Origin of the sequence: Bradyrhizobium genomosp. III, assembly GCF_000261705.1 — a bacterium.
GTDB lineage: Bacteria > Pseudomonadota > Alphaproteobacteria > Rhizobiales > Xanthobacteraceae > Bradyrhizobium > Bradyrhizobium ottawaense.
The window spans coordinates 14953-35510 of the sequence record NZ_AJQF01000208.1 but is presented as its reverse complement, the minus strand read 5'-3'; the positions used below and the strand labels follow the sequence as shown (position 1 = coordinate 35510).

Below are 20558 nucleotides of genomic sequence, written 5' to 3'. Positions count from 1 at the left end.
GCCCGCCACGGCGGGCCTCGACAAGGGCGCCGACGCGCTGATGGCGCAGCTGAACTGACGCCGCGATCCATTCAACGAAAGGTGTTGCTGATGAACATTCTCCTTCGCTTCGTGCTGCGCATCGCGATCACGATCGTGATGCTGGCGTTTGGCGGCCGCGCCGGCGCCGTCACGCCGACAGATCCGAGCGGCACCTGGCTGGTCGAGGACGGCCGCGCGCGCATTCGCCTCGAGCGCTGCGGGCCCTCACGCGATCGCCTCTGCGGCTTCATCGTCTGGATGAAGGAGGCGGCCGACAAGCGCGGCCAGCCTTACCGCGACAGCCAGAATCCGGATCCGGACAAGCGCGCCCGCACATTGCTCGGCCACCAGCTCATCATGGGTCTGCAGGCGAGGCCCGAGGGGCGCTTCGCCGGCGACATCTACAACGCCGAGGACGGCAAGTCCTACTCGGTGTCGATCTGGCGCGGGTCGCCCGATCGCCTCAAGCTCAAGGGCTGCCTCATCAAATTCCTGTGCCAGACCCAGACCTGGCAGCAGACCCTCGACATTCTGCCCGGCCAGCTCGTCGGCCTGACCGGCGATCTCAACGGCCCGCGCGCCGACAAGGAATGGGCGGCGGTGCCGGCCCCGAGGCCGATCCAGGCCAAAGCGAAGTAGTCTTCAGGAGGTCCGCAGCGCCCGGCGCAATTCGTCGAGCGCGTCCGCGAGCTGCTCGCGGTGTGCGATGTCGTCCTTGGGGAGGGCGGCGACGCTGACGGCGAGCTCACGCAGGATGCCGGCGAGGAGGCCGAAATTGAGGTGCAGGTGCACCGATTTGCGTTCGTCGGCGGCGCCGGGATGCTGCAGCACCAGCGCAACACCGCTGCCATCGAGCCGCGCCTCGAACCGCGACGAATGCTCGAAGGTGCCGACATAGAACTTGTCGGGATATTCGAGCGCGACCTCTGCTTTGTCGGGAACCGGCCTGGACATCTGAACCTCGTCGATATCAGCCATTTCTGGCCGGGAATAAACCCGGCTGCCTTGCGATAGGTCAGAGGCGGCTTTCGGATTTGATCCGGATCAAAGCCAGGCCGCCGCTTTTGCGATCGAATAGCAACTGGCGGGACTTGGCGCTGTGCGTCCTGCCCCCCTGAGCCGTGAGACGCGTGAGACGATCGATGGACATCCAGGTCACGAATATCCCTGCGGCTGACGATAGCGGACCTGATGTCGCCGGCCTCGAGCTGCCGCCCGATGCGGGCGTGCAGCATTGTCTGCAATTGCTCGGCAATGCCGGCCTGCGCCCGACGCGCCAGCGCCTGGCGCTCGGCCAGTTGCTGTTCCTGCGCGGCCATCGTCATGTCACCGCCGAGAGCCTGTTCGAAGAAGCGATGGCGGCGAGCGCCGATCTGTCGCTCGCGACCGTCTACAACACGCTGAACCAGTTCACCGAGGCCGGCCTCTTGCGCCGGATCGCGGCCGACGGCATCAAGTCGTTCTTCGACACCGACACATCGGTGCACCCGCACTTCTATCTCGAAGGCGAGGATGTCCTGGTCGACGTCGCCGAAGGTCTCGCCTTCACCAAGATTCCCGAGGCGCTTCCCGGCCACGAGATCGCGCGGCTCGACGTCATCGTCCATTTGCGCCGCAAGCGCGCGTAGCGCCGGGGTAAGAGAAGCCGCCTAGCGCAGCCCTGCGCGCCGGAATCCTTCCAGATAGTGTTCGCGATCCCCGTCATTGGCCCACGGCAGTTGCGTCGCGATCCAGTGCAGGGAGATGTCGGGCTGGGTGCGGCGGAGCTCGCCCAGCGCCGTCTCCGCAAGCGTTCCGTCACCGGTCATGCCGGCGGAGACCGCGAGCACGCGGTAGGCGCCGGTGAGATCGCCGCGATGGCGGATCGCCTCGCGCGCCAGCGCGATGGCCTCGTCATAACGGCGTTCGGTGAAGCGCGCATAGCCCGCGATGCCGTGATAAATCGCCAGCGACGGATCGCGCGGTGACAGCCGGATCGCCCGTTGGGCGGCCTCGAACGAATCCTTCGAGCGCCCGGCATAGGACAGCGCCAGTGCGTAATAGCCCTGCGCCAACGAGAAGTTCGGATTGAGTGCGAGCGCCTGCTCGAACTCGGACAGCGCGTCCGCAAGCCTGCGTGTCGAGAAGCAGACGCTGCCGAGGCCGACATGCGCCCAGGCATCCTCATGGTCGCAGCGCACCGCGGCCAGCGCGGCGGCTTCCGCCACCGGCGCCACGGTGGCGAGTTCGGCCCAGCCGAGATGCACGCCGAGCATGTAATTCGCCGCCAGCACCGACAGCGCCTGACCGTAATTCGGATCGATCCCGATCGCGCGTTCCAGCAGCGTCCGTGCGGCCTCGTGATCGCGCCGGGTCACGCGCCAATAATGCGACAACGCCCGCATCAGGAAATCCCAAGCGTCCAGGCTCGCAGGTCCCTTGCGGTGGGCGCGAAAACTCTCGGCCGCGTGAATCTGCGGTTCGATCGCCGCAGCGATCGCGTTGGTGATCTCGTCCTGGACGGCGAAGACGTCGACCAGCTCGCGGTCGTAGCGCTCGGCCCACAGATGGCTGCCTGACGTGGCATCGTTGAGCTGTGCGGTGATGCGCACCCGGTTGTTCGCCTTGCGCACGCTGCCTTCGACGACGTAGCGGACGCCGAGCTCCTCCGCGATCTGCCGGAGGTGGACTGCGCGCCCCTTGTAGGTGAAGGACGAGTTGCGCGCGATCACCATGAACCAGCGCTGCTTCGACAGCGCCGTGAGGATGTCCTCGCTGATCCCGTCGCCGAAATAGTCCTGCGCGGGATCGCCGCTCATGTTCTCGAACGCGAGCACCGCGATCGCCGGGCGGTCCCCCACGCGCGAGGGGGCGGGCCTGGCTTCGGCCGGCACGATCGACGCTGCCACATCTTCCCGGACCTCGCCGACGAAACGAAAGCCCTTGCGTGGGATGGTCTTGATCAGCCGCTGCGTCGCGCCGTCGTCGCCGAGCGCCTTGCGCGCGGCGTTGATGCGGCTGTTCAGCGCCGAATCCGAGATGATGCGATCGCTCCAGATCTGACTGATCAGGTCATCCTTGCTGACCACACGCGCGCGTTGCGCGACGAGATAGAGCAAGAGATCGAACACCTGCGGCTGCAACGGCACGGCTGCCCCGCCGCAGGTGAGTTCCCGCAGGTCGCCATCGAGCACGTTGTTTTCAAAGCGAAATCGCACGTTTCTGTCGTCTCAAGCAAAAATCAAAGTCGTCTCAGGCGAAAATCAACCGTCCGCGAAAGTCTGGGGGCGTCCGATCCGGCATGGTGCGAAGACCAAACAGTGCCGATGCCTCGGCACAACGGAGCGTTCTATGACCCAACTTGATCACCAGGTTCATTCTATCAGCCCGGAGGTTGCGGGCTCACGCATTTTCAAGTTCATCGCCTTTCTGTACGGAATTGCGGCATATCTCGTGTTTTTCGTCACCATTCTCTACGCCATCGGCTTCGTCATGGGGCTGGTGGTGCCCAAGACCATCGATACCGGAACCGACACGCCGACGGCCGAAGCCGTCATCGTCAATCTCCTCCTGATGTCGCTGTTCGCCCTTCAGCACAGCGTGATGGCACGCAAGCAGTTCAAGGCGTGGTGGACGCAGTTCGTCCCCAAGCCGGTCGAGCGCTCGACATATGTGCTGTTCGCGAGTCTGTCATTGCTGCTCCTGTTCTGGCAGTGGCGTCCGCTGCCTGCGATCGTATGGAATGTCGAGAATCCGGATCTCGCCGTGACGTTGGTCACGCTGTCCTTCGCCGGGTGGATCCTGGTGTTCACCAGCACCTACCTGATCAATCATTTCGAATTGTTCGGATTGCATCAGGTGGCCAACCATCTGGTCGGCAAGGAGATGACGCCGCCGCGCTTCAGGACGCCGCTGCTCTACAATTTCGTCCGCCATCCGATCTATCTCGGCTTCATCATTGCGTTCTGGGCGGCGCCGACCATGACCGCGGGGCATCTGCTGTTTGCGGTCGTCACCACGCTCTACATCTTCGTCGGCATCGCGCTGGAGGAGCACGACCTCGTCGCTCTCTTCGGCGACGAGTACCGGCAGTACAAACAACGGGTGTCGATGCTTATTCCCTGGCGCCGGTCACTCTAGCCTCGGCGCGGCACCGCGCGCGTCCGCCGAACGGAGGACGCTTGGCCGCGCCAACTGAGGTATGCGAGCATCTCGCCCGCCCGTCCCCTCAACGTCCCCCGGGGTGATGTCCCCCTTCACCCCGACACCTCTCCCCGCATTCCCATCGGTCCCGACATATTGTGGACGAGGAGCGGGGAGAGGATTTCTTCCTCTTCATCAAACGGAGACGACCAAATGAAACATGTCGGAAATTGCTTCTGTGGCGCGGTCACGATCGAGGTCACGGGCGCACCGGAGGCGATGGGCTATTGCCATTGCCGTTCCTGCCGCTCCTGGTCGGGCGGTCCGGTCAACGCCTTCAGCCTGTGGAAGCCGGAAGCCGTGCGCGTCACCGAAGGCGCCCAGAATGTCGAGACGTTTGCCAAGACGCCGCTCAGCGAGCGCAAATTTTGCAAGAAGTGCGGCGGCCATCTCATGACCAACCATCCGCCGCTCGGACTGGTCGACGTCTTCACCGCCACCATCCCGACGCTCGCATTCGCGCCCGGCGTTCACGTCAACTATGCCGAGACCGTGCTGCCGATGCGCGACGGCCTGCCCAAGCTGAAGGATTTTCCGGCCGAGTTCGGCGGCAGCGGCGAGATGATGCAGGAGTAGCGGCGCCGGTGTCGAGAGGGCGGCAGCACGCCGCCCTCTTTGTAGAGAAGGATAAATGATCAGCCGCCGCGCGATTCGACGACCTTGCGGCAGCTGTCCGAGAGCTTCGACTTGTTCTCGCGCAGGCAGGCATTCATCTGCGGCGGCTTGCCGATATGTTCGGCGCAGAATTTGCTGGCATCGCCACGGCAGGCCATTTGCTCCTGGACCGATGGACCGGATTGCGCAGCAGCGGGCAGGGCGGAAGCGGCGAGCAGCAGCGCGGCAACAGCTGAAATCTTCATAAAGCACCTCTCTGGAATCGACGTTGTCCCGACCGGGATCAATCGGGCCGGACCATCTCGCGAAGGCCGTGCACGGGTCCATGCCATGTTCATGGCGTCGGCCCGGTGTCCCGGCCGCAGCGACCCCCATCTTCATGGCATGTATCCGCGCGCCGTCTTTTGTCATTCAGGCTGCACCTCGGCTGCGAAACCCGGTGATTGCATCGGGACGCCGAACGGGAAGCAGGAGAGCAAGGGATGTCGAAGAGAGCTGGAGCGCTGAGTGCGGGGCTGACGGTCATGGCGCTGGCCGGCGCGGCGATGGTGTCGCTGGGCACGAGCCCGGCACAGGCGGTGGTCTATTGCAAGACGGTCGGCGTGCCCAAGGGCTGCGTGGTGCGGCCGACGGCGGCGGTGGTGGTCGCGCCGGGAGCGCCGGTCGCAAGGGCCGCGGTCGCAACACCCGGCGTCGGCGCGCCCGGGGTCGGCGTGCGCGCGGGAACGCCGATGAATCGCGGCGGCCCGGTCAATCGTGCCGGCGTGCGCTGATATTTCCATTCGATTGAATTGATTGCATCGCCTCGGGCCCAGGGCGCCCTGCGGACGAACCCCCCGTCCTCCGCCGGCAAATCACCCGGCCCGTTCCCTCTCTCCGCGCGTCCCACACGTTCGGAGAGGGGGCTTTTCAGCCCGCAGCCGCGTCGCTGTCGGGAAAACGCTGCGGCAATTGCAGCCGCACGCGCGTCCCGGAAGCATCGGAACTCAGGTCGAGCAGCGCGCCGCAGCGCGCGGCGCGATTTCTCATGTTGCGCAAGCCGCGCGCGGTCTGGCCGGTGCGCCCGGCTTCGCCATGGCCGGCCAGCGCAAAGCCTTGGCCGTCGTCGGTCACGCTGATCAGGCCGTACGGCCCCTCGCTTGCATCGAGCGTCTCGATGGTGACCGCGATGCGATGTGCCTGTGCGTGCTTGACCGCATTGGTCACGGCCTCGTCGAGGATGCGCACGATCTGGATGACGTGCCATGGCCTGAGTTCAGGGTGCAGCGGCAGGCCCTGCGGGGTCGCCACGCGCCAGTCGAGCGTGATGTCGTGCGGCCGCAATTGTGCGCTCGCGCGCTCGCGCCAGGAGCCGAGCGCGAGCATCAGGTCGCCGCCGATGTCGTCCATGGAATCGATGACGAGGCGCAGATCCTTCAGCGCGGCCCGGGCAGCGTCGGTGATGGTCGCGCCCTCATGGCCGCGCTCGGAGAGCGCGACGATGCTGACCAGCTGGCCGCCGAGGCCGTCATGCAGGTCGCGCATCAGGCGCGTGCGCTCATTGGCGAGCGCGGCGGCGCGCGCGCGCTCCTCCTCGCGGACGAAGCTCGCCTTCAGCCGCTCCTCGGCCTCGCGCACGCGCGTCACCAACTGGCCGGCGAAGCTGTCGACCTGGTTCAGCGCGCGGGCGAAGCGCCAGGTCAGTCCCGCGCCGATCGCGACCAGCATCGCCGAATAGGACAGGCGCGAGACGAAGATGCGATCGTTGCTCACGATCTCGAGCACCGTGAGCATGTCCTGGATCCAGCAGACCAGCACGATGGTGACGGCGCAGCCGATCGTGAAGCTCGCCGCATCCTGCCGCCGGACGACCGCGGTCGCGGTCACCCAGGCCATCAGAACCAGGCAAAGCCCGACCGTGGGGATGCCGAGCACCAGAAAAAGAATGCGCGGCAGCGGCGGGCCTCCGATCAGCCCGACCACGAACACGACCAGGCCCGGCACGAACAGCAGCATGCCGTAGCGCGGCCAGCGCCAGCCGAAGAACAGCACGCCGAACATGACGACCAACGCGCTCTCGATCGGCGCGGACGCCAGCAGCACCGCGGCAAGCCGCGACGTGGCGGCCGGCGGCACCGGCGGCGGGACGTAGGCCTGCACCACGCCGAGCACCATCGCAGCCGCCAACACGCCATAGACCGGCTCGCGGCGCCGCATCAGCCACATGATCGCGAGGATGACGGCGAGGATCGACTGCCAGGCGGAAAACACCACGGGCAGGGTGACAAACAGCAGCGTCCGCGTCTCATAGGCTGGCCGCAAGGCGGCATCCGGCCCGACATAGACAGTGTCGAGAAAACCCTTCAACGGTCCCCACACGAACAGGCGCACCGTGATCTCGTTGGCGCCCTCGCGCAGCAGTGAGGCGGGGATCGCTGCGATCTGCGGCGTGTTGCGGTCGGGCCGGTTGGCGTTGGCGTCGCGCCGGGAATCGAGCACGACGACGCCGTCGACGGCGACCTCCACCGCGTTGCTGAAGCGCGGCAGGTAGACCGACCATCCCGATGCCGCTTCGCCGCGCCGGAACGTGAAGCTGCCGGTGTAGATCGGCGGGTCGTCCAGGGAATAGCGCGACGCCGTGAAATGCGGCAGGTTCACGGGCAGCGTCACGCCGTCCTGCCGCAGCGAAAATCCGCTCAGCGCAAAATCGTCGGGGTCGTTCGGCTGCAGCAGCCGCAGCCCGAGAATGGTGGCGATCACGATCAGCGCCTGCAGCAGCAGATAGGGCACGAGGCGCGAGGCGATCAGTCGGCGCCGCGGCCGCGTGGGCGCCTTCGGAGCTGCCCTTGTAGGTGCCTTGGCCGCGATCTCGCTCACAGCTTGATCAGGCCCTGCTGCACCGCTTCGAACACCGCTTCGCTGCGCGTGTGCACCTCGAGCTTGCGATAGATGTTCTTGATATGGCCGGGCACGGTCTGCTTGGACAGGCCGAGATGGCTGGCGATCTCGGCATAGCTGAAGCCTTTTGCGATGCCCCAGAGGATGTCGATCTCGCGCGGGGTCAGCCTCGCCGTATTGAGCACGGGTCCCGGCGGTGGCTCCGCCGAATTTGGCACGGCACCTTGGGTTCTGCGCACGATGAAGCGCGCGATCGAGGCCGAGATCGGCGAATGGCCGGCGACCAGATCGCGCACGGTGGTGGCGATGTCGGTGGGGAAGGCGTCCTTGAGCAGATAGCCGGTGGCGCCGACCGTGATCGCCGAGATCACGCTCTCCTCGTCGCCGAGGGCCGAGATCACCATGATCTCGGTGTCGGGGAAGCGCTGCCTCATCTCGCGGATCAGCTCGATGCCGTGGCCGTCGGGCAGGCGCAGATCGGTCAGCAGCACGCGGGGCGCGCCGCCGGCAAGCGCGGAACGGGCTTCGCCGAGCGTGCCGGCGCTGCGCACCTCGTAGCCGGCCTTGACCAGCGCATCCTGCAGCCGCCAGCAGGTCGGCGCGTCGTCCTCGACGAGGAGGATGGTGATGGGTTCACCCGTCTCGCCCTGTTCGGTCATGATCATGGTCCCGCGACCCGCGTGTCCCCCGCGGCGCAAGGGCAAGTTTAACCGCCGGACGCGGGCAGCGACACCCATAATCATGGGGGCGGGAATGCCCCGTGTCCAAGTCGCGGCGCTGAGCGCTCCGACGCTGCGTCCCCACTGGACCTCAGTTGCTCGCCAGCGGTAATGCCGGCTTGTCCGGCGGCATCGGTGGGGCCGGCAGGCGCTGGACCTTGATCTTCGCAGTGCCGCTGTTGTTTCGGTAGAAGAGATCGTGCGGCCCCTGGATCGCATCGAGCCAGGACGGGACCAACGACTCCGGAAGCAGCCGCGGGAATATCTGGACGGCGTCATTGACGTAGAAGAACAGCTCGCCGGACTCGGGCGCCACGAATTCGGCGACGACGCGGCCGGTCAACAGCTGCTTCGTCCAGGCCTGGCCTGCCTCGGCGAGCATGACCGGCGGAATCGGTTCGAATTTGCCGAGGCCGTCGAGCCTGCCCTTGAACTCGGCCGTGTCGTCGAGCCGCACGGGGTACCTGTTGCGGCTCCTGCTGATGTCGTCCTCCGCGGGCAGGGTGGGCTTCATGCGGCGGGGAAATTCGTCGGCCGGCATCACATTGACCGCCTTGAGCGGCAGGTCGTTGATGCCTTTGCTGCCGACGCGCACCACGGGCTGGAACCAGTCCGCCGCGAACAGACGACGCTCCGGCAGCGCCACGTAGTGGTGCGGCTCGTAGGTCGCAAATCCGTTCGCGCCGCTCATGATGGTGCGGTCGAACCATGGTTCTTTGATCTCGAGAAAGACGCGGTATTTGCGGCCCTTCTCGACGGCGAGCCCGCTCCACCAGCAAAAGTCCCTGGTGTCGAACAGCGCGCGCGCGTCGACCGGCTCGTCCGTCACCGGCGTGCCGGTCTGGAACGCGGCAGAGCCCTTGACCGTAGGCGGCGAGCAGACCGAGCCGAGGGCGAGACGACCGGTGAACAGGCTGCTCGACACGATCAGCGCGGCCGAGCCGAAGATCGCGATCAGGAAGACCGCCGGCACCAGTCCCCTGGTGATGACGCGTTGCGCCGGGCTGGCATTCAGGCGCATCCAGTGTCCGAACCGCATCAACGGCCCCGGCTTGTCGATGTGTTCCGTGCTCGCCCTGCGGCGCGACGTGTTCCAGGCAAGACGCGCCCGCTCCTCGATGTCGTCACGCAACGTTCCGTTCTTGTGCCAGATCCACCAGGTGACGATCACCACGATCGACGTCAGGAAGGGATAGTAGGTCGCGATGTTGAGCCAGGGGGCCGCATAAGACGGCAGCACGTCTCGCAGCAGATTGGTTAGCGGCGCCACCACTGCGCCCATCACCCAGTCGATATTGGTGATGAAGGACAGTGCGCCGGTGCCCTCCAGGGCGCGGTCTTCGGACCACTGCACCAGCGCGTGCGCGATCCACGGCCAGGCGGCGATGACGCCGGCCATGAACAAAAGCGAGAAATAGGCGACGCGCCGCCACCACACGGTGTCGCGCGTGAGGCTCGACATGGTGGCGTCGGGCGTGCTCATCGCGGTAAAGGCTTTCGCCTCCTGCTCGCGTCGAGGGCCCGTCGCCTTTGCCAGATAGGCCGCTTTCAGAGCCTCGCGCGCATGCTGCTCGTCGAGATCCTTGGTCTCTCCCTCGGATCGCAGCGGCAACCTCGTTCCGTCCGGCAGCAGCACCAGGCAGTTCGCCGGAAGCATGATGGGCGCGTAATCGTCGCAGCCGAGCAGCATGCGCTCGATGACGGCGAAGTGCACCACCGGCAGCCCGCCATTCACGTCGCCGCCGAGGATCGGACGCGGCCCGTAGCGGTACAGCACTGCTGCGCCGCTGCGGGAATCATGCCGCGGTCCGAGCGCCGATTGATATTCCCTGAAATGCTCGATCTCGCCGTCCTGGAAGCGCAACCGGTCGCCGAGCTGCTCGACCATCCAGACCAGCGGCACGAAGGACAGCGTGGATTCCGGATAGCCGCCGCCGATATCGGAATGGACGCCCGTGAACCACACTTCCTTGACGATCTGCCCCTGCGCCAGATGGCTCTGGTCGATCCGCAGGGGATGGAAGGTGGTGCGTTCGTCGTCGAGCGCGAGCGCGTGACAGGCGTGCCTGACCTTGTGCGACAGCCGGTGATTGCGGAACGAGATCGGCCAGATCGCCCAGTCGACGGCGAGGCGGAGCTCCTCGACCGGAACGCCGAAGGCCTCGACGGTGTCGAACAGGCCGAGGAATGCGATCTCGACCTCGCTGCGCCCGTTCATCTTGCCCCGCACCTCGGCGTAGCTGCGGTGCCGGCAAAGCCAGTGATAGACGAACAGCAGGAAGTCGCGGATCCAGCGCGTGACCCAGATCGTCGGCAGGCTCTTGGTCCAGGGCACGGTCTCGCGCCGGTACTCGCGCCAGGCGGCTTTGACGTTGCGCCCCATCTCCGCATGCGACACCGGCGTGTCGTCGATCTCCGCCGGCACCAGGCCCTCGCTCGAGATCAGCGCCGCCAGCGTGCGCGCGGTGAAGGCGCCGCGGCTGAAGCCGAAGATGTAGATGTCGTCGCCCGGTCGCCAGTTCCAGCACAGGAAGCGATAGAGCTTGCGGACGTTGCCGGGGACGCCGACGCCGGTGGCGCCGTCGAGCGCGGCAAGCGGTGCCCAGCCGGCGGTGCCGACACCCTTGATGTAATGCGCGATCTGATCGGGCTGGGTATGGTCCAGGGCTTCATAGAGACGCCAGACGCTGGATTCCTGCGTGGTGAAAGCATTGCCGGTGCCGTCGGCGAACAGCACCAGCTTGCGTCTTGGCAGGGCCGCGCTCGCGCTCCCGCCGGCATTCCCATCCCTGTCGCTGGGCGCGCGTTCCGGCCTCGGAGAATCGGCGTTCCCCCCGACATCATGATGCGTCATGGGCCCCTCCGGCAATTCGACGAGGAAAGCGTCAGGCCAAACCGGGCATCATTTCCCGGAATCATCAATGGTTGAAATCTCTGAAACATGAAAATACAGGTGCATTCTGCGCACAATCCCGCTGAGGTAGCAAGTGGGATCATGCCGCCCCGCCGTGTCGGGTCGTCGCTGAATGGCAGCGGCGATCCACTGGCGCTGCTTCCGGCGGTCGTTGTCTCCGTGGCGACGGCTTTGTGCTGGATGTGCTGACGCCGTTACGAGAGATCCACCCGCGGCGGCGGGTAGCGCCGCGCCAACAGCGATAGCGACAGATCCCGCTCGTCCGCCGGCAGCTCCAGATAGGCCAGCACCAGCGGCCGCTTCCAGTCGCCGACGCCGAAATCCATCGCCATCCATTTCTGCGGCTCGGGGCCTTCGAGCCCCCGGACCCAGACGAAATAGCGGGGGAGATCGTCGGCGTCCGTCCTGCGTGTCCTGGCCATCAAACTGTCCGCTGCATCAGATCGGTTGCCACAGGATATAGGAACTGGCGCGGCGAAGTCGAACGCCTCCAGACGCGTAATCTCTCCTCCTCGTCATTGCGAGGAGCTCTTGCGACGAAGCAATCCAGACTGCTTCCGCGGATGCATTCCTGGATTGCTTCGCTTCCGCCTTCGCTCTTCGAGCTTCGGCGGACGAGGCGCTCGCAGTGACGGGAGAGAGCGTGCCTCTCTCTCTCTCTCTCTCTCTCTCTCTCTCTCTCTCTCTCTCTCTCTCTCTCTCTCTCTCTCTCTCTCTCTCTCTCTCTCTCTCTCTCTCTCTCTCTCTCTCTCTCTCTCTCTCTCTCTCTCTCTCTCTCTCTCTCTCTCTCTCTCTCTCTCTCTCTCTCTCTCTCTCTCTCTCTCTCTCTCTCTCTCTCTCTCTCTCTCTCTCTCTCTCTCTCTCTCTCTCTCTCTCTCTCTCTCTCTCTCTCTCTCTCTCTCTCTCTCTCTCTCTCTCTCTCTCTCTCTCTCTCTCTCTCTCTCTCTCTCTCTCTCTCTCTCTCTCTCTCTCTCTCTCTCTCTCTCTCTCTCTCTCTCTCTCTCTCTCTCTCTCTCTCTCTCTCTCTCTCTCTCTCTCTCTCTCTCTCTCTCTCTCTCTCGTGCCCCGGACGCGGCGCAGCGCTACTTCAGCGGTGCGCTGCAGAGCCGGGGCCCATGTCGCCGGCGTTGGAATGTGTCACCTCTGGGTCCCGGGCCGCGATCCAAAAATTCTGCTTGACCGAAATTCGGAAATATCGTATGTGTTCCTCATCCTGGCCCAAGGATAAGGGGCGTTTCGCGATCGTCACGATGCGCGGGCCGGGTGGCGGTGGACGGGGAGCGCATCGGCGCGCCAGCAATCGCAGGGCGGGTTTGGCCCGTGAGCGGTTGAGCAGCGCGCACACGACCGGTGCGGTCCGCGTACGGCAAAAGCGTGTCGTCCTGACGCCCGGGGTCTGTGCGTCAAGGCTTGCGGTGATGTGAGCTGCCCGACCGGGCGTGCGCATCAGCCATCCGCAAGGCGAGGGGGGCAATAGTGCATCGCTCCCCGGGGAGAGCGCGCCATAAGCCGTCAAACCACTGCGCAGGGAAAGGCCGGGATGGCCTGGGCTGCCCTGTATGCCGCTGTGCATTTGTCTTCGCAATTTGCGCGCAGCGGACCGCGGGTGCCAGCCGGCGCCCGGCCTTCCCTGCGCCCTTTCCTCAGGAAGGGGCGTCGAGAGAAGCACAGGACTCGGGCGTCATGCGTCGCGAGGGCGAAGCGGCGTGTCCGGTTATCCAGAAATTGAAGTGGGCACGCTGGTCCTGCCGATCACCGCCACAACTCGCAGGTCGCCACCCGGTTGATGTCGGCGAGCCGGCGAGCGGCGTTTCCGTGCAGATCGAGGCTTTCGACCAGCGTCAGCAGGCGCCGATAGGCGATTTCGGCAATGTCGACCGGCAGCGGGGCCTCGTCAAAGGCCTCGATATAGCTGCCGACGACACCGCTGAGCAGGCGGCACAGGCCGCGCTGGGCGGGATCGTGCTGGCCGAGCGTCTCGAGCTTCTGCTGAAAGGTCTGGAAGGTCCGCAAACCGTGGTGTTGCTGCGAAAGCCACGCGTGCAGGTCGTTCATATGAGCTCCTTCGAGTGACGGAAGAAGCTACCGGTTTATACAGTGGAGATGCGGGGATGGCTAGGGTGAGGGGAGCGGAGCTTGGACTCGTTGACCCAGTCCGCCTTCGCCAAGGCTTCGGCGGGACAGCCTTCACTGCTTCGCTTCGATGGTTCGGAGGTCGGCTCGCCCAGCCGTAGCTGCGAAGCAGCGAAGGCTGGTGCCCCTGGCCGGCATCTTATTTCAATATCGATACACGTCATCTGGTCTCATGAGCTATCGGCCAGCAACTCCGCCGCTGATTTCAAACGATAAATAGCGCTCGTTGTGGATCGCTGATTGTCACCTCCTCTCACCTCATCTAAATCTTGAGTGTGGAAAGAGGTGTGTAATGGCCAAGGGGCGGGACAAGCTTTCAGCGGTGATGGTGCGTCAAGCGCCTGCCGGTAAGTATGGCGATGGCGGCGGGCTATGGTTGTTCAAGAGCAACAAGGATAGCGGCAGCTGGGTCTTGCGAGTGGCCGTTCATGGGCGGTTGCGCCACATGGGTCTAGGGTCGATCGCCGACGTCGGTCTAAAGCAAGCACGCGAAGAAGCGGGCAAATGGCGCGCAGTGGTGCAAGCTGGTGGCGATCCGATCAAGGAGCGGGAGCGCGAGCGCCGCGACGCTGCGCGAAACAAGCATCTGCTCAAGGATGTTGCGCAGGACGCCTTTGAGAGCCGAAAAGCTGAGTTGAAGGGCGATGGCAAAGCGGGCCGCTGGTTCACGCCTCTTGAGGTCCATGTTCTGCCGAAACTCGGCAAAGTACCGGTCGCAGATATCGATCAGATTGACATTCGGGATACGCTCGCCCCGATTTGGCATGAGAAAGCCGAGACAGCTCGCAAGGCGATGAATCGGTTGAACATCGTTATGCGACACGCGGCGGCGCTCGGCCTGGACGTTGATTTGCAGGCAGTGGAAAAGGCCAAGGCCCTCCTCGGCAAATCGCGCCACAAGGCCGAGAGCATTCCGGCGATGCCGTGGCAGGCTGTGCCGGCGTTCTATACCAGCTTGAACGACGGCACAGTTACGCATCTCGCGTTGCGTCTGTTGATCCTGACGGGCGTTCGCTCGCGTCCGCTGCGCTTCATTCGCGATGATCAGATTGCGCGCGTCACAATCGACGGGCGCGAGATCGATGTATGGACGATCCCCGGCGAAACAATGAAGGGCCGGAAGGACGCCACCCAGGACTTTCGTGTTCCGCTCACGGCCGAAGCCCTCTCCGTAATCGAACAGGCGAGACGTCATGCTCGCGGCGGCTTCCTCTTTCCGGGCACGAGGAAGGGCGTGGTCAGCGATATGACGCTTTCCATGTTCATGCGCCGGGCCAAGCTGGAGGCGCTTCCCCACGGCTTTCGCTCATCTCTTCGCGACTGGCTGGCTGAGGCTACAGATGCGCCTCACGAGGTCGCGGAGACGATCCTGCAGCACGTTGCCGGGAGCAAGGTGACGCGCGCCTATAGGCGCACCGACTTCATCGAACAGCGCCTCGCGCTCATGGAGCGGTGGGCGGCCCACGTGACCGGCAAGAGCGGCAAGGTGGTCAAGTTGATCGCCGGTAAGCGCAACTAGATTTGCTACCAAATTTGGAGGTGTAACTAACAACAACCATCTGATGTCTATTGATAGCCATCGACGCTTTAAGAGGGAAAAAGATGGCTTACGAAATCAAAGACACGGCTGTCACTGAACCGCTGCTGACTGCTAGTGAGTGCTGCAAAATCCTCGGCTGTGCTGAGCCAACGTTTTGGCGGTGGGTTAAAGTGAATATCGTGCCGAAGCCCGTGAAGCTCGGCAAGTTCAGCCGGTGGCCCCGATCCGAAATCATCGAAGTTATCGAGAAGGCCAAGGCTGCGCGTCAAGTGGCCGCTTAACCGATCCGCATGCCGGGCACGAAAACGCCCGACATTCCTAAGAACGCCGGGCGGGTCGCGAATTAGAAATTGCACCGTAGCAGTTGCGATTTCTACACCATCGACGCCGCTTGTGCAACCACACAAGGGCCCAACAATGAAATCGAAACCTCCGGGCCAGCGCGCCCGCGATGATGAGCCAGTTTATTGCGCCGAGACCGGCGCTCTTATCTCCAGCGACAAATCTCCGAACGTGGTTCCGTTCCCGCGCGAGCCTCGCAAGCGCCCGCTACCCGCACCGCGAAGCCTAGATCGGCCTCAAGCCGTCGATCCTGGCGACGATATCTAGAGCGGAGGCGGGGCCATGGACATCGTGGAAAATATTGATCCGGGCGTCGCTGGTCTGTTGCGCGGAATGCAACAGGCGCGGCGATGGGCCTTATTTCCTTATGGATGGTGGCAGGAAGCTGACGGCTCATCCGTGATCTTCGATCGAGGATATCGTTTGATTTGCCGGAAGCGGCCAAACGGTGAGATCGAAATTCTACCGTTCGCCCGGACGGCCAATTTTGGCCGGAAGGTCGATGATCTGTGGATCAATTGGGTTGATCAGCGATGGCTTTACCGTGGGGTGACCCATCCCGCTCGGGACGAATTGTCACGGGCGCGAGTGTTGGGTGTAGTTCAGCGCCTCGGCCTTCGCGATGAGATCGTCCGCCGACGTGAGGCCGCAGACCGTGAATGGTCGCAGCGCCGCCAATATATGCGACGGCGGGCGGCATGAACAAGCATGTGCGCCCCGACCTGGGCGACAACGGTCAGGCCGCTAAGATTTGTGGCCTAGACCGAATTGGCGACGCTCGGCAGATCATTCTCGTCAGAGACGAAGAGAGCCGCGATGCGCTCGCGAATGAGACCATGCGCACGGTCGTGTCCTGGGAAGGACGGACGCAAGGCGTCGATCGCGCCGAGCTGTCGCCGATATCCCGACGCAACGTCGTGATCTGGCCAGCACCAGGCGGATGGGCTGATGAGATCGCGGCGATCCTGGTCGGTCTCGGCGCAACTGTGCGCGTCATGGTCACGAGTGACGGGGCCGCGATGCCCAGCCCTGCTGACGCGATCCGCGACGGCTGGGACAAGGTCCGGCTCGATGCCTTCATGCGCGAGACCGTCCGCGCGTGGACGCCGCCCAAGAATGCTGTGCCAGCAAAGCCCGCTGTAGAGCCTTCGATCCCTGCCGGTCCCTTCGCCCAGGCTGCTACGGCAAAGCCCGCTCGCATTGCGGAGATCGTGCCGTCTAAACGTGAAGTCCCGCCCAACGGTCGGGTCAGCCAGATACTCGGCGTCGAGCGGTTCGATGTTGAGCTTGAGCAATGGTTGATCGATCGCGAGTGGCGAGTAAAGCTAAACCGCCTGACGGGCGAACTCGAAATCCATTTGCCCGATGGCATCGTTCCGATGACGGATGAGCGGCTTGCGGAAATCCGCTTCACGGTCGCGTATGCCGCCAACGGCAAGGAGCCGGCGAAAGACAAGGTTGCGGACGCCGTCGCGTTGATTGGTGAGCGACGATCCTACCACCCGGTCCGCGACTACCTTGCTAGTCTCCACTGGGACGGCATTGAGCGCCTGGACGAATGGTTGTTGAAGTACGCGGGAGCAGAGGATACGCCGCTCAATCGTGCGTTCGGCCGCAAAGTTCTCTCTGCGGCTGTCCGTCGCGTGATGCAGCCGGGCGCAAAGTTCGACGCCATGCTTGTGCTTGAGGGCGCACAGGACCTTGGCAAGTCTTCCCTCATCCGAGCTTTGTGCCACGATGAGAACTGGTTCACCGATCAGTTGGAGGTTGGCGCTGATGCTAAGGTGACGATCGAGAAAACGTCAGGCTCCTGGATCGTCGAGATGCCGGAGCTTGACGGCATGGGGCGGCGCGACACCAACCGCGTCAAGTCGTTCATCACGACGACGCGGGATCGCTCGAGGCTGGCATATGGCCGCTATGCCGTCACTCGCGACCGACAATTTGTCTTGTTCGGTACCACTAACGAAAGCCACTACCTCTCCGATCTGACCGGAAATCGCCGCTTCTGGATCGTAAGAGCCACCAAGGCTGACCCTGCTGGCCTCGCGGAAATTCGCGATCAGCTCTGGGCAGAGGCGGTCGCGGCCGAACCGAACGAAAATCTCTGGTTGGACGAGAGCGACCTGAAATTAGCTGCTGCAAAAATTACTCGCGAAGCTTCCGACTTTGGTCCGTGGTTGGAGCTTCTTGGAAGCCGCATACCCGACGCGCCGCTCAAGATCAGGGTGACAGATGTTTGGAAGCTAGTCGGGCTCGACAGTACCGAGAGCATCAATAAGCTCACCAAGGCGCATCACGCTCATATGAAGGCTGCCATGGCCGGGCTCGGCTTCGAGCGGAAGGATGGCGGTATCCGTGATTTGCTCGGCAAGACAGTGAAGGCATACGTCCGGGGCGATCTCCACGAAGCAAAGTGGTGGTGCCCCGGCGAGCCTGCGCCAGCAACAGACTGGTAACCTCAGCCGGTCAGCGCGGCCGACGTGAACCGGCAGGGGCATCCTTTGCCGGTCTTTTCGCGACGCGGCTAGCCGCTAGTCTTTTTGACGCCATGCGTTTTCAGGTGGAAGGTCGGCGAGGCGGTGTCGTTCCACTCGGCCATTACCTTGCCGCAGTCTTCACAGCTGGCTCTATCGTGGTCGCGCGCCGGAAACCGCCGAATTGTGACCGTGTAGATTGCCCCGCAATGTGGGCAGGTGAAGTCCTCACCAGGACCAGTTTTCCAAGTCTGTACCATCGTCGGAATATGGACCGGAGAGGGGCCGATTGCCACCCCGTCTCCGCTCGCTCCACCAAAAATGTAATTCTCGATTTGCGTGATCAGCCGCAACTGGTTCGACTATCTGAACCGGTTGCGAAAATTTCGCCGGCCTGGAGAACTGGTTGCAATGCATCCCGTGCAACCGGTTGCCTCGTGAACCGGTGACGATAAACCTGCCGACATTTCATCCTTGTAACCGCTGCAACCACTGCAACCGGTTGTATGATTAAGGAAGCCGTATCCCCCCTCAGGCTGCCCTTATGCATGGGTATATACCCTGCTACATGTCGCCTCCGGCAAGTCTTAGGGAGAAACCGGTTGAACCGGTTGCAGGCGTTGCGACCCCGGCTCCTTATGAAAACTTATGCCGAGTGGTGGCAGCAACCATTCGCCGCGTAGGCATCGGGGATCATGACCGATGCGACCACATCAGCTCTCACGCCCAAACAGGCCCGTTTCGTCCAGGAATACTTGCTGGACTTGAATGCGACCAAGGCCGCGATCCGCGCCGGCTACAGCAGGCGCAGTGCGCAAGAGCAGGGCTCGCAGATGCTGGCTCACCCCGCGATCATGGCGGCGATCGATGAAGCCAAGCTCAAGCGTTCCGAGCGCACGGAGGTCGATGCTGATTGGGTGCTCCGTCGTCTCGCCGATGAGGCTGAGGCCGATCTTGCCCACCTGTACGATGCCAAGAACGACCTGAAGCCGATCGACGAATGGCCCGAAATTTGGCGGCAGGGTCTCGTTGCCGGTGTGGAAGTTGAGGCGCTATTCGAAGGCTCTGGCGAGGAGCGCCGGCAGCTTGGTTACATCAAAAAGATCAAGCTCAGCGATCGCCTGCGCCGGTTGGAATTGATCGGCAAGCATGTTCGTGTGAATGCATTCCAAGATCAAGTTGCGATGAGCGGCGTCGAGGGGCTGGCGGATAGGATCGCCCGCGCGAAACTGCGTAACGGCAGTGATGGTTAGCCGAAGGGCCGAAGGCCACCTAAGCACGAGCACGTCCATCTCATTATGGCGGACGCCAATCATGATCCGGCGTTCGAAATCTGGCTCCGCGAGATGTTCCCGGCCTTCTATGAGGACGAGCCGCGGCTGACCATCGACCGCAGCGCCTCGACCTATTGCGCCTATCAGTGGGGCGCGACGGCGCTGTTCTACCACCGCGGCCTCAAGCGCACGATCGACGACGTCGAGAGCGTGTTCGCGGCCGACTTGCCGGAGATCTTCGGCAACACGAAGTATCGTTACAGGCACGTCGGGCACCGCCACTGCGACGAACTCGTCAAGACAAGCTGATGAAGATCGAGCAGCACGAGACGTTGGCGGCGCGCGATGCGCATGCCGGCAGCAGCGGCTGCGGGGCGCTCCGCCAAGGCCATCTGGTATTCGAAGCGGGTTCGGTGAGAGCGGCCGCACTATCATCACGACTAGCCCGCCCCCCAACAGGGCGGGTATTTTTGCGTTTTATGCAATGGAATCCTTCACTGGCCCCTGCGCCTGTCGTATGCGGATCAGGCCCTCCATCAATCTAGGCTGAGGCGACTTTCCGAAACGGTTCTGCACGAAGCGCAATTGCTTGTCGTCGGCGCCATAGACGAACCTCGAGGCACCTTCAACGATCTGTCGGTTAGCCTCCTTCGCCAACCCAACCAAGTCGGCCTTGAGGACCCTCTCAAGGAAGCCGGCGCTCGGCGATGCCATGAAAAGCAGCCTTGGACCTATGGGCAGTGCGATATGAGCCTGCCGGTCCCTGAGGTTGAGTGTTCGCATGACAGGGCGATCTGAAGTCAGGAGCGTCGGGGCGTCGGACGGAAATGACAGCACACGCCAGTGCATTGCGTTGATTTCTGCACCGATCTCCGCGTGGTCTATTAGCTTGAACAGAACTTCGTACTGATACTGCTCCTTCAAGCTCAATGGCTGACTGTCCAAAAACTCAGCGAACGTTTCGGGGTCGCCGTCCTCTCGCGCAGCGTGATACCTCGCCTCATCACCCTCGTCGGTTCGGTTGAAATCTGCGTGCCACCACTCCCGGAAGGGAGCGATATCTTCAGGACAACGCAGAAGCAGCGATAGGATGAAGCGCGACCAAGCAGATCGACTGTGCGAATCCCACGGTGCGCGGTGACCATATCGCACTAACATACCGAGAGCATCTGATGCCAAAGTGTCTGTCGGCTTGAAGAACTTCTCTTCGACCTGCTGCGCGAGATCTGGCTCAAAACCTTTCAGCTCATATAGCCTCTCCTGATAGCCCGTTCGCTCGGGCGCGATCGATTTAACAACGATGCTGCGATGCGGCTTGGTAAATTCGGTCACCCGGCCGTCGACGGCCCAACGCCTCAAGTAGAAGGCAGGGATGTAGTGATGCTTGACGGGAGGCTTTACAGTCAGGGGCAGACTGACGGACTTGATCTCCTGCTTGGCTTCGTCAGACACTCATCGCCCCAT

Annotated in this window: 21 protein-coding genes; 12 read left to right on the top strand and 9 right to left on the bottom strand. The window is 63.4% G+C overall.

What is annotated here, in order from left to right:
* Positions 1-90: 90 nt before the first annotated feature.
* Positions 91-660, top strand: coding sequence for a DUF2147 domain-containing protein (locus IC66_RS0118190; protein WP_038948575.1), 570 nt, complete (start codon positions 91-93; stop codon positions 658-660).
* Between the two features lie 3 nt (positions 661-663).
* Here the strand turns inward: IC66_RS0118190 and IC66_RS0118185 are convergent, their stop codons facing one another.
* The gene (locus tag IC66_RS0118185) at positions 664-975 is read right to left on the bottom strand and encodes a hypothetical protein (protein ID WP_028139877.1); all 312 of its coding nucleotides are present in this window, start codon (positions 973-975) and stop codon (positions 664-666) included.
* A gap of 188 nt (positions 976-1163) precedes the next feature.
* Between IC66_RS0118185 and irr the strand changes: the two genes are divergently transcribed.
* Positions 1164-1649 carry a Fur family transcriptional regulator Irr gene (gene irr, locus IC66_RS0118180; protein WP_038948574.1) on the top strand — a complete coding sequence of 162 codons (486 nt, stop codon included), beginning with the start codon at positions 1164-1166 and terminating at the stop codon, positions 1647-1649.
* 21 nt (positions 1650-1670) lie between these two features.
* On the opposite strand, the gene IC66_RS0118175 is transcribed toward irr, so the two are convergent.
* Complete coding sequence (locus IC66_RS0118175; RefSeq protein ID WP_038948573.1) at positions 1671-3218, bottom strand: winged helix-turn-helix domain-containing tetratricopeptide repeat protein; 1548 nt, start codon at positions 3216-3218, stop codon at positions 1671-1673.
* A gap of 133 nt (positions 3219-3351) precedes the next feature.
* On the opposite strand from IC66_RS0118175, the gene mddA reads away from it, so the two are divergent.
* Together mddA and IC66_RS0118165 are read left to right on the top strand one after the other, a co-directional pair.
* Positions 3352-4140 (top strand): methanethiol S-methyltransferase, encoded by a 789-nt coding sequence (gene mddA / locus IC66_RS0118170; protein ID WP_038948571.1) that lies wholly within the window; start codon positions 3352-3354, stop codon positions 4138-4140.
* Positions 4141-4356: 216 nt separating this feature from the next.
* Positions 4357-4779: a GFA family protein gene (locus IC66_RS0118165; protein WP_028139881.1), complete on the top strand. Its 423-nt coding sequence runs from the start codon at positions 4357-4359 to the stop codon at positions 4777-4779.
* A 59-nt stretch (positions 4780-4838) separates the two neighbouring features.
* Here the strand turns inward: IC66_RS0118165 and IC66_RS0118160 are convergent, their stop codons facing one another.
* Positions 4839-5063: a hypothetical protein gene (locus IC66_RS0118160; RefSeq protein WP_028139882.1), complete on the bottom strand. Its 225-nt coding sequence runs from the start codon at positions 5061-5063 to the stop codon at positions 4839-4841.
* Positions 5064-5300: 237 nt separating this feature from the next.
* Here IC66_RS0118160 and IC66_RS0118155 point away from each other — a divergent pair, with 237 nt between their 5' ends.
* On the top strand, positions 5301-5591 hold the full coding sequence (locus tag IC66_RS0118155) for a hypothetical protein (protein WP_028139883.1): 291 nt from the start codon (positions 5301-5303) through the stop codon (positions 5589-5591).
* 136 nt (positions 5592-5727) lie between these two features.
* On the opposite strand, the gene IC66_RS0118150 is transcribed toward IC66_RS0118155, so the two are convergent.
* The 4 genes from IC66_RS0118150 to IC66_RS0118135 all read right to left on the bottom strand — a co-directional run bounded on the left by IC66_RS0118150 (position 5728) and on the right by IC66_RS0118135 (position 11750).
* Positions 5728-7674, bottom strand: a complete 1947-nt coding sequence (locus IC66_RS0118150; protein WP_038948570.1) for a sensor histidine kinase — start codon at positions 7672-7674, stop codon at positions 5728-5730.
* A complete protein-coding gene (locus IC66_RS0118145) occupies positions 7671-8354 on the bottom strand; it encodes a response regulator transcription factor (RefSeq protein WP_028139885.1) in 684 nt (227 codons plus the stop codon). Before IC66_RS0118145 ends, IC66_RS0118150 begins: the two co-directional genes overlap by 4 nt.
* Positions 8355-8505: 151 nt before the next feature.
* Positions 8506-11268, bottom strand: a complete 2763-nt coding sequence (locus tag IC66_RS0118140) for a DUF2235 domain-containing protein (protein ID WP_038948569.1) — start codon at positions 11266-11268, stop codon at positions 8506-8508.
* A gap of 254 nt (positions 11269-11522) precedes the next feature.
* On the bottom strand, positions 11523-11750 hold the full coding sequence (locus IC66_RS0118135) for a hypothetical protein (RefSeq protein WP_038948568.1): 228 nt from the start codon (positions 11748-11750) through the stop codon (positions 11523-11525).
* A gap of 206 nt (positions 11751-11956) precedes the next feature.
* Here IC66_RS0118135 and IC66_RS46290 point away from each other — a divergent pair, with 206 nt between their 5' ends.
* Complete coding sequence (locus IC66_RS46290; RefSeq protein ID WP_157158064.1) at positions 11957-12556, top strand: hypothetical protein; 600 nt, start codon at positions 11957-11959, stop codon at positions 12554-12556.
* A 524-nt stretch (positions 12557-13080) separates the two neighbouring features.
* Here IC66_RS46290 and IC66_RS0118130 read toward each other — a convergent pair.
* Positions 13081-13383 carry a hypothetical protein gene (locus IC66_RS0118130; RefSeq protein ID WP_038948566.1) on the bottom strand — a complete coding sequence of 101 codons (303 nt, stop codon included), beginning with the start codon at positions 13381-13383 and terminating at the stop codon, positions 13081-13083.
* Between the two features lie 370 nt (positions 13384-13753).
* On the opposite strand from IC66_RS0118130, the gene IC66_RS0118125 reads away from it, so the two are divergent.
* The 6 genes from IC66_RS0118125 (at position 13754) to IC66_RS0118105 (ending at position 19403) form a co-directional block, all read left to right on the top strand.
* Positions 13754-14980, top strand: coding sequence for a tyrosine-type recombinase/integrase (locus tag IC66_RS0118125; RefSeq protein ID WP_049806557.1), 1227 nt, complete (start codon positions 13754-13756; stop codon positions 14978-14980).
* An 83-nt stretch (positions 14981-15063) separates the two neighbouring features.
* A complete protein-coding gene (locus IC66_RS0118120; RefSeq protein WP_038948564.1) occupies positions 15064-15282 on the top strand; it encodes a helix-turn-helix transcriptional regulator in 219 nt (72 codons plus the stop codon).
* Positions 15283-15625: 343 nt separating this feature from the next.
* Entirely contained in the window at positions 15626-16045 is a 420-nt protein-coding gene (locus tag IC66_RS46285) for a hypothetical protein (RefSeq protein ID WP_157158063.1), read from the top strand.
* Entirely contained in the window at positions 16042-17802 is a 1761-nt protein-coding gene (locus IC66_RS42590) for a virulence-associated E family protein (protein WP_157158062.1), read from the top strand. The genes IC66_RS46285 and IC66_RS42590 overlap by 4 nt, the downstream gene beginning before the upstream one ends.
* A 713-nt stretch (positions 17803-18515) precedes the next feature.
* The gene (locus tag IC66_RS0118110) at positions 18516-19073 is read left to right on the top strand and encodes a terminase small subunit (protein WP_038948562.1); all 558 of its coding nucleotides are present in this window, start codon (positions 18516-18518) and stop codon (positions 19071-19073) included.
* A gap of 45 nt (positions 19074-19118) precedes the next feature.
* A complete protein-coding gene (locus tag IC66_RS0118105) occupies positions 19119-19403 on the top strand; it encodes a hypothetical protein (RefSeq protein WP_038948561.1) in 285 nt (94 codons plus the stop codon).
* Positions 19404-19571: 168 nt separating this feature from the next.
* Here IC66_RS0118105 and IC66_RS0118100 read toward each other — a convergent pair whose 3' ends face one another.
* Complete coding sequence (locus IC66_RS0118100) at positions 19572-20546, bottom strand: DUF4238 domain-containing protein (protein ID WP_244429122.1); 975 nt, start codon at positions 20544-20546, stop codon at positions 19572-19574.
* Positions 20547-20558: the final 12 nt, after the last annotated feature.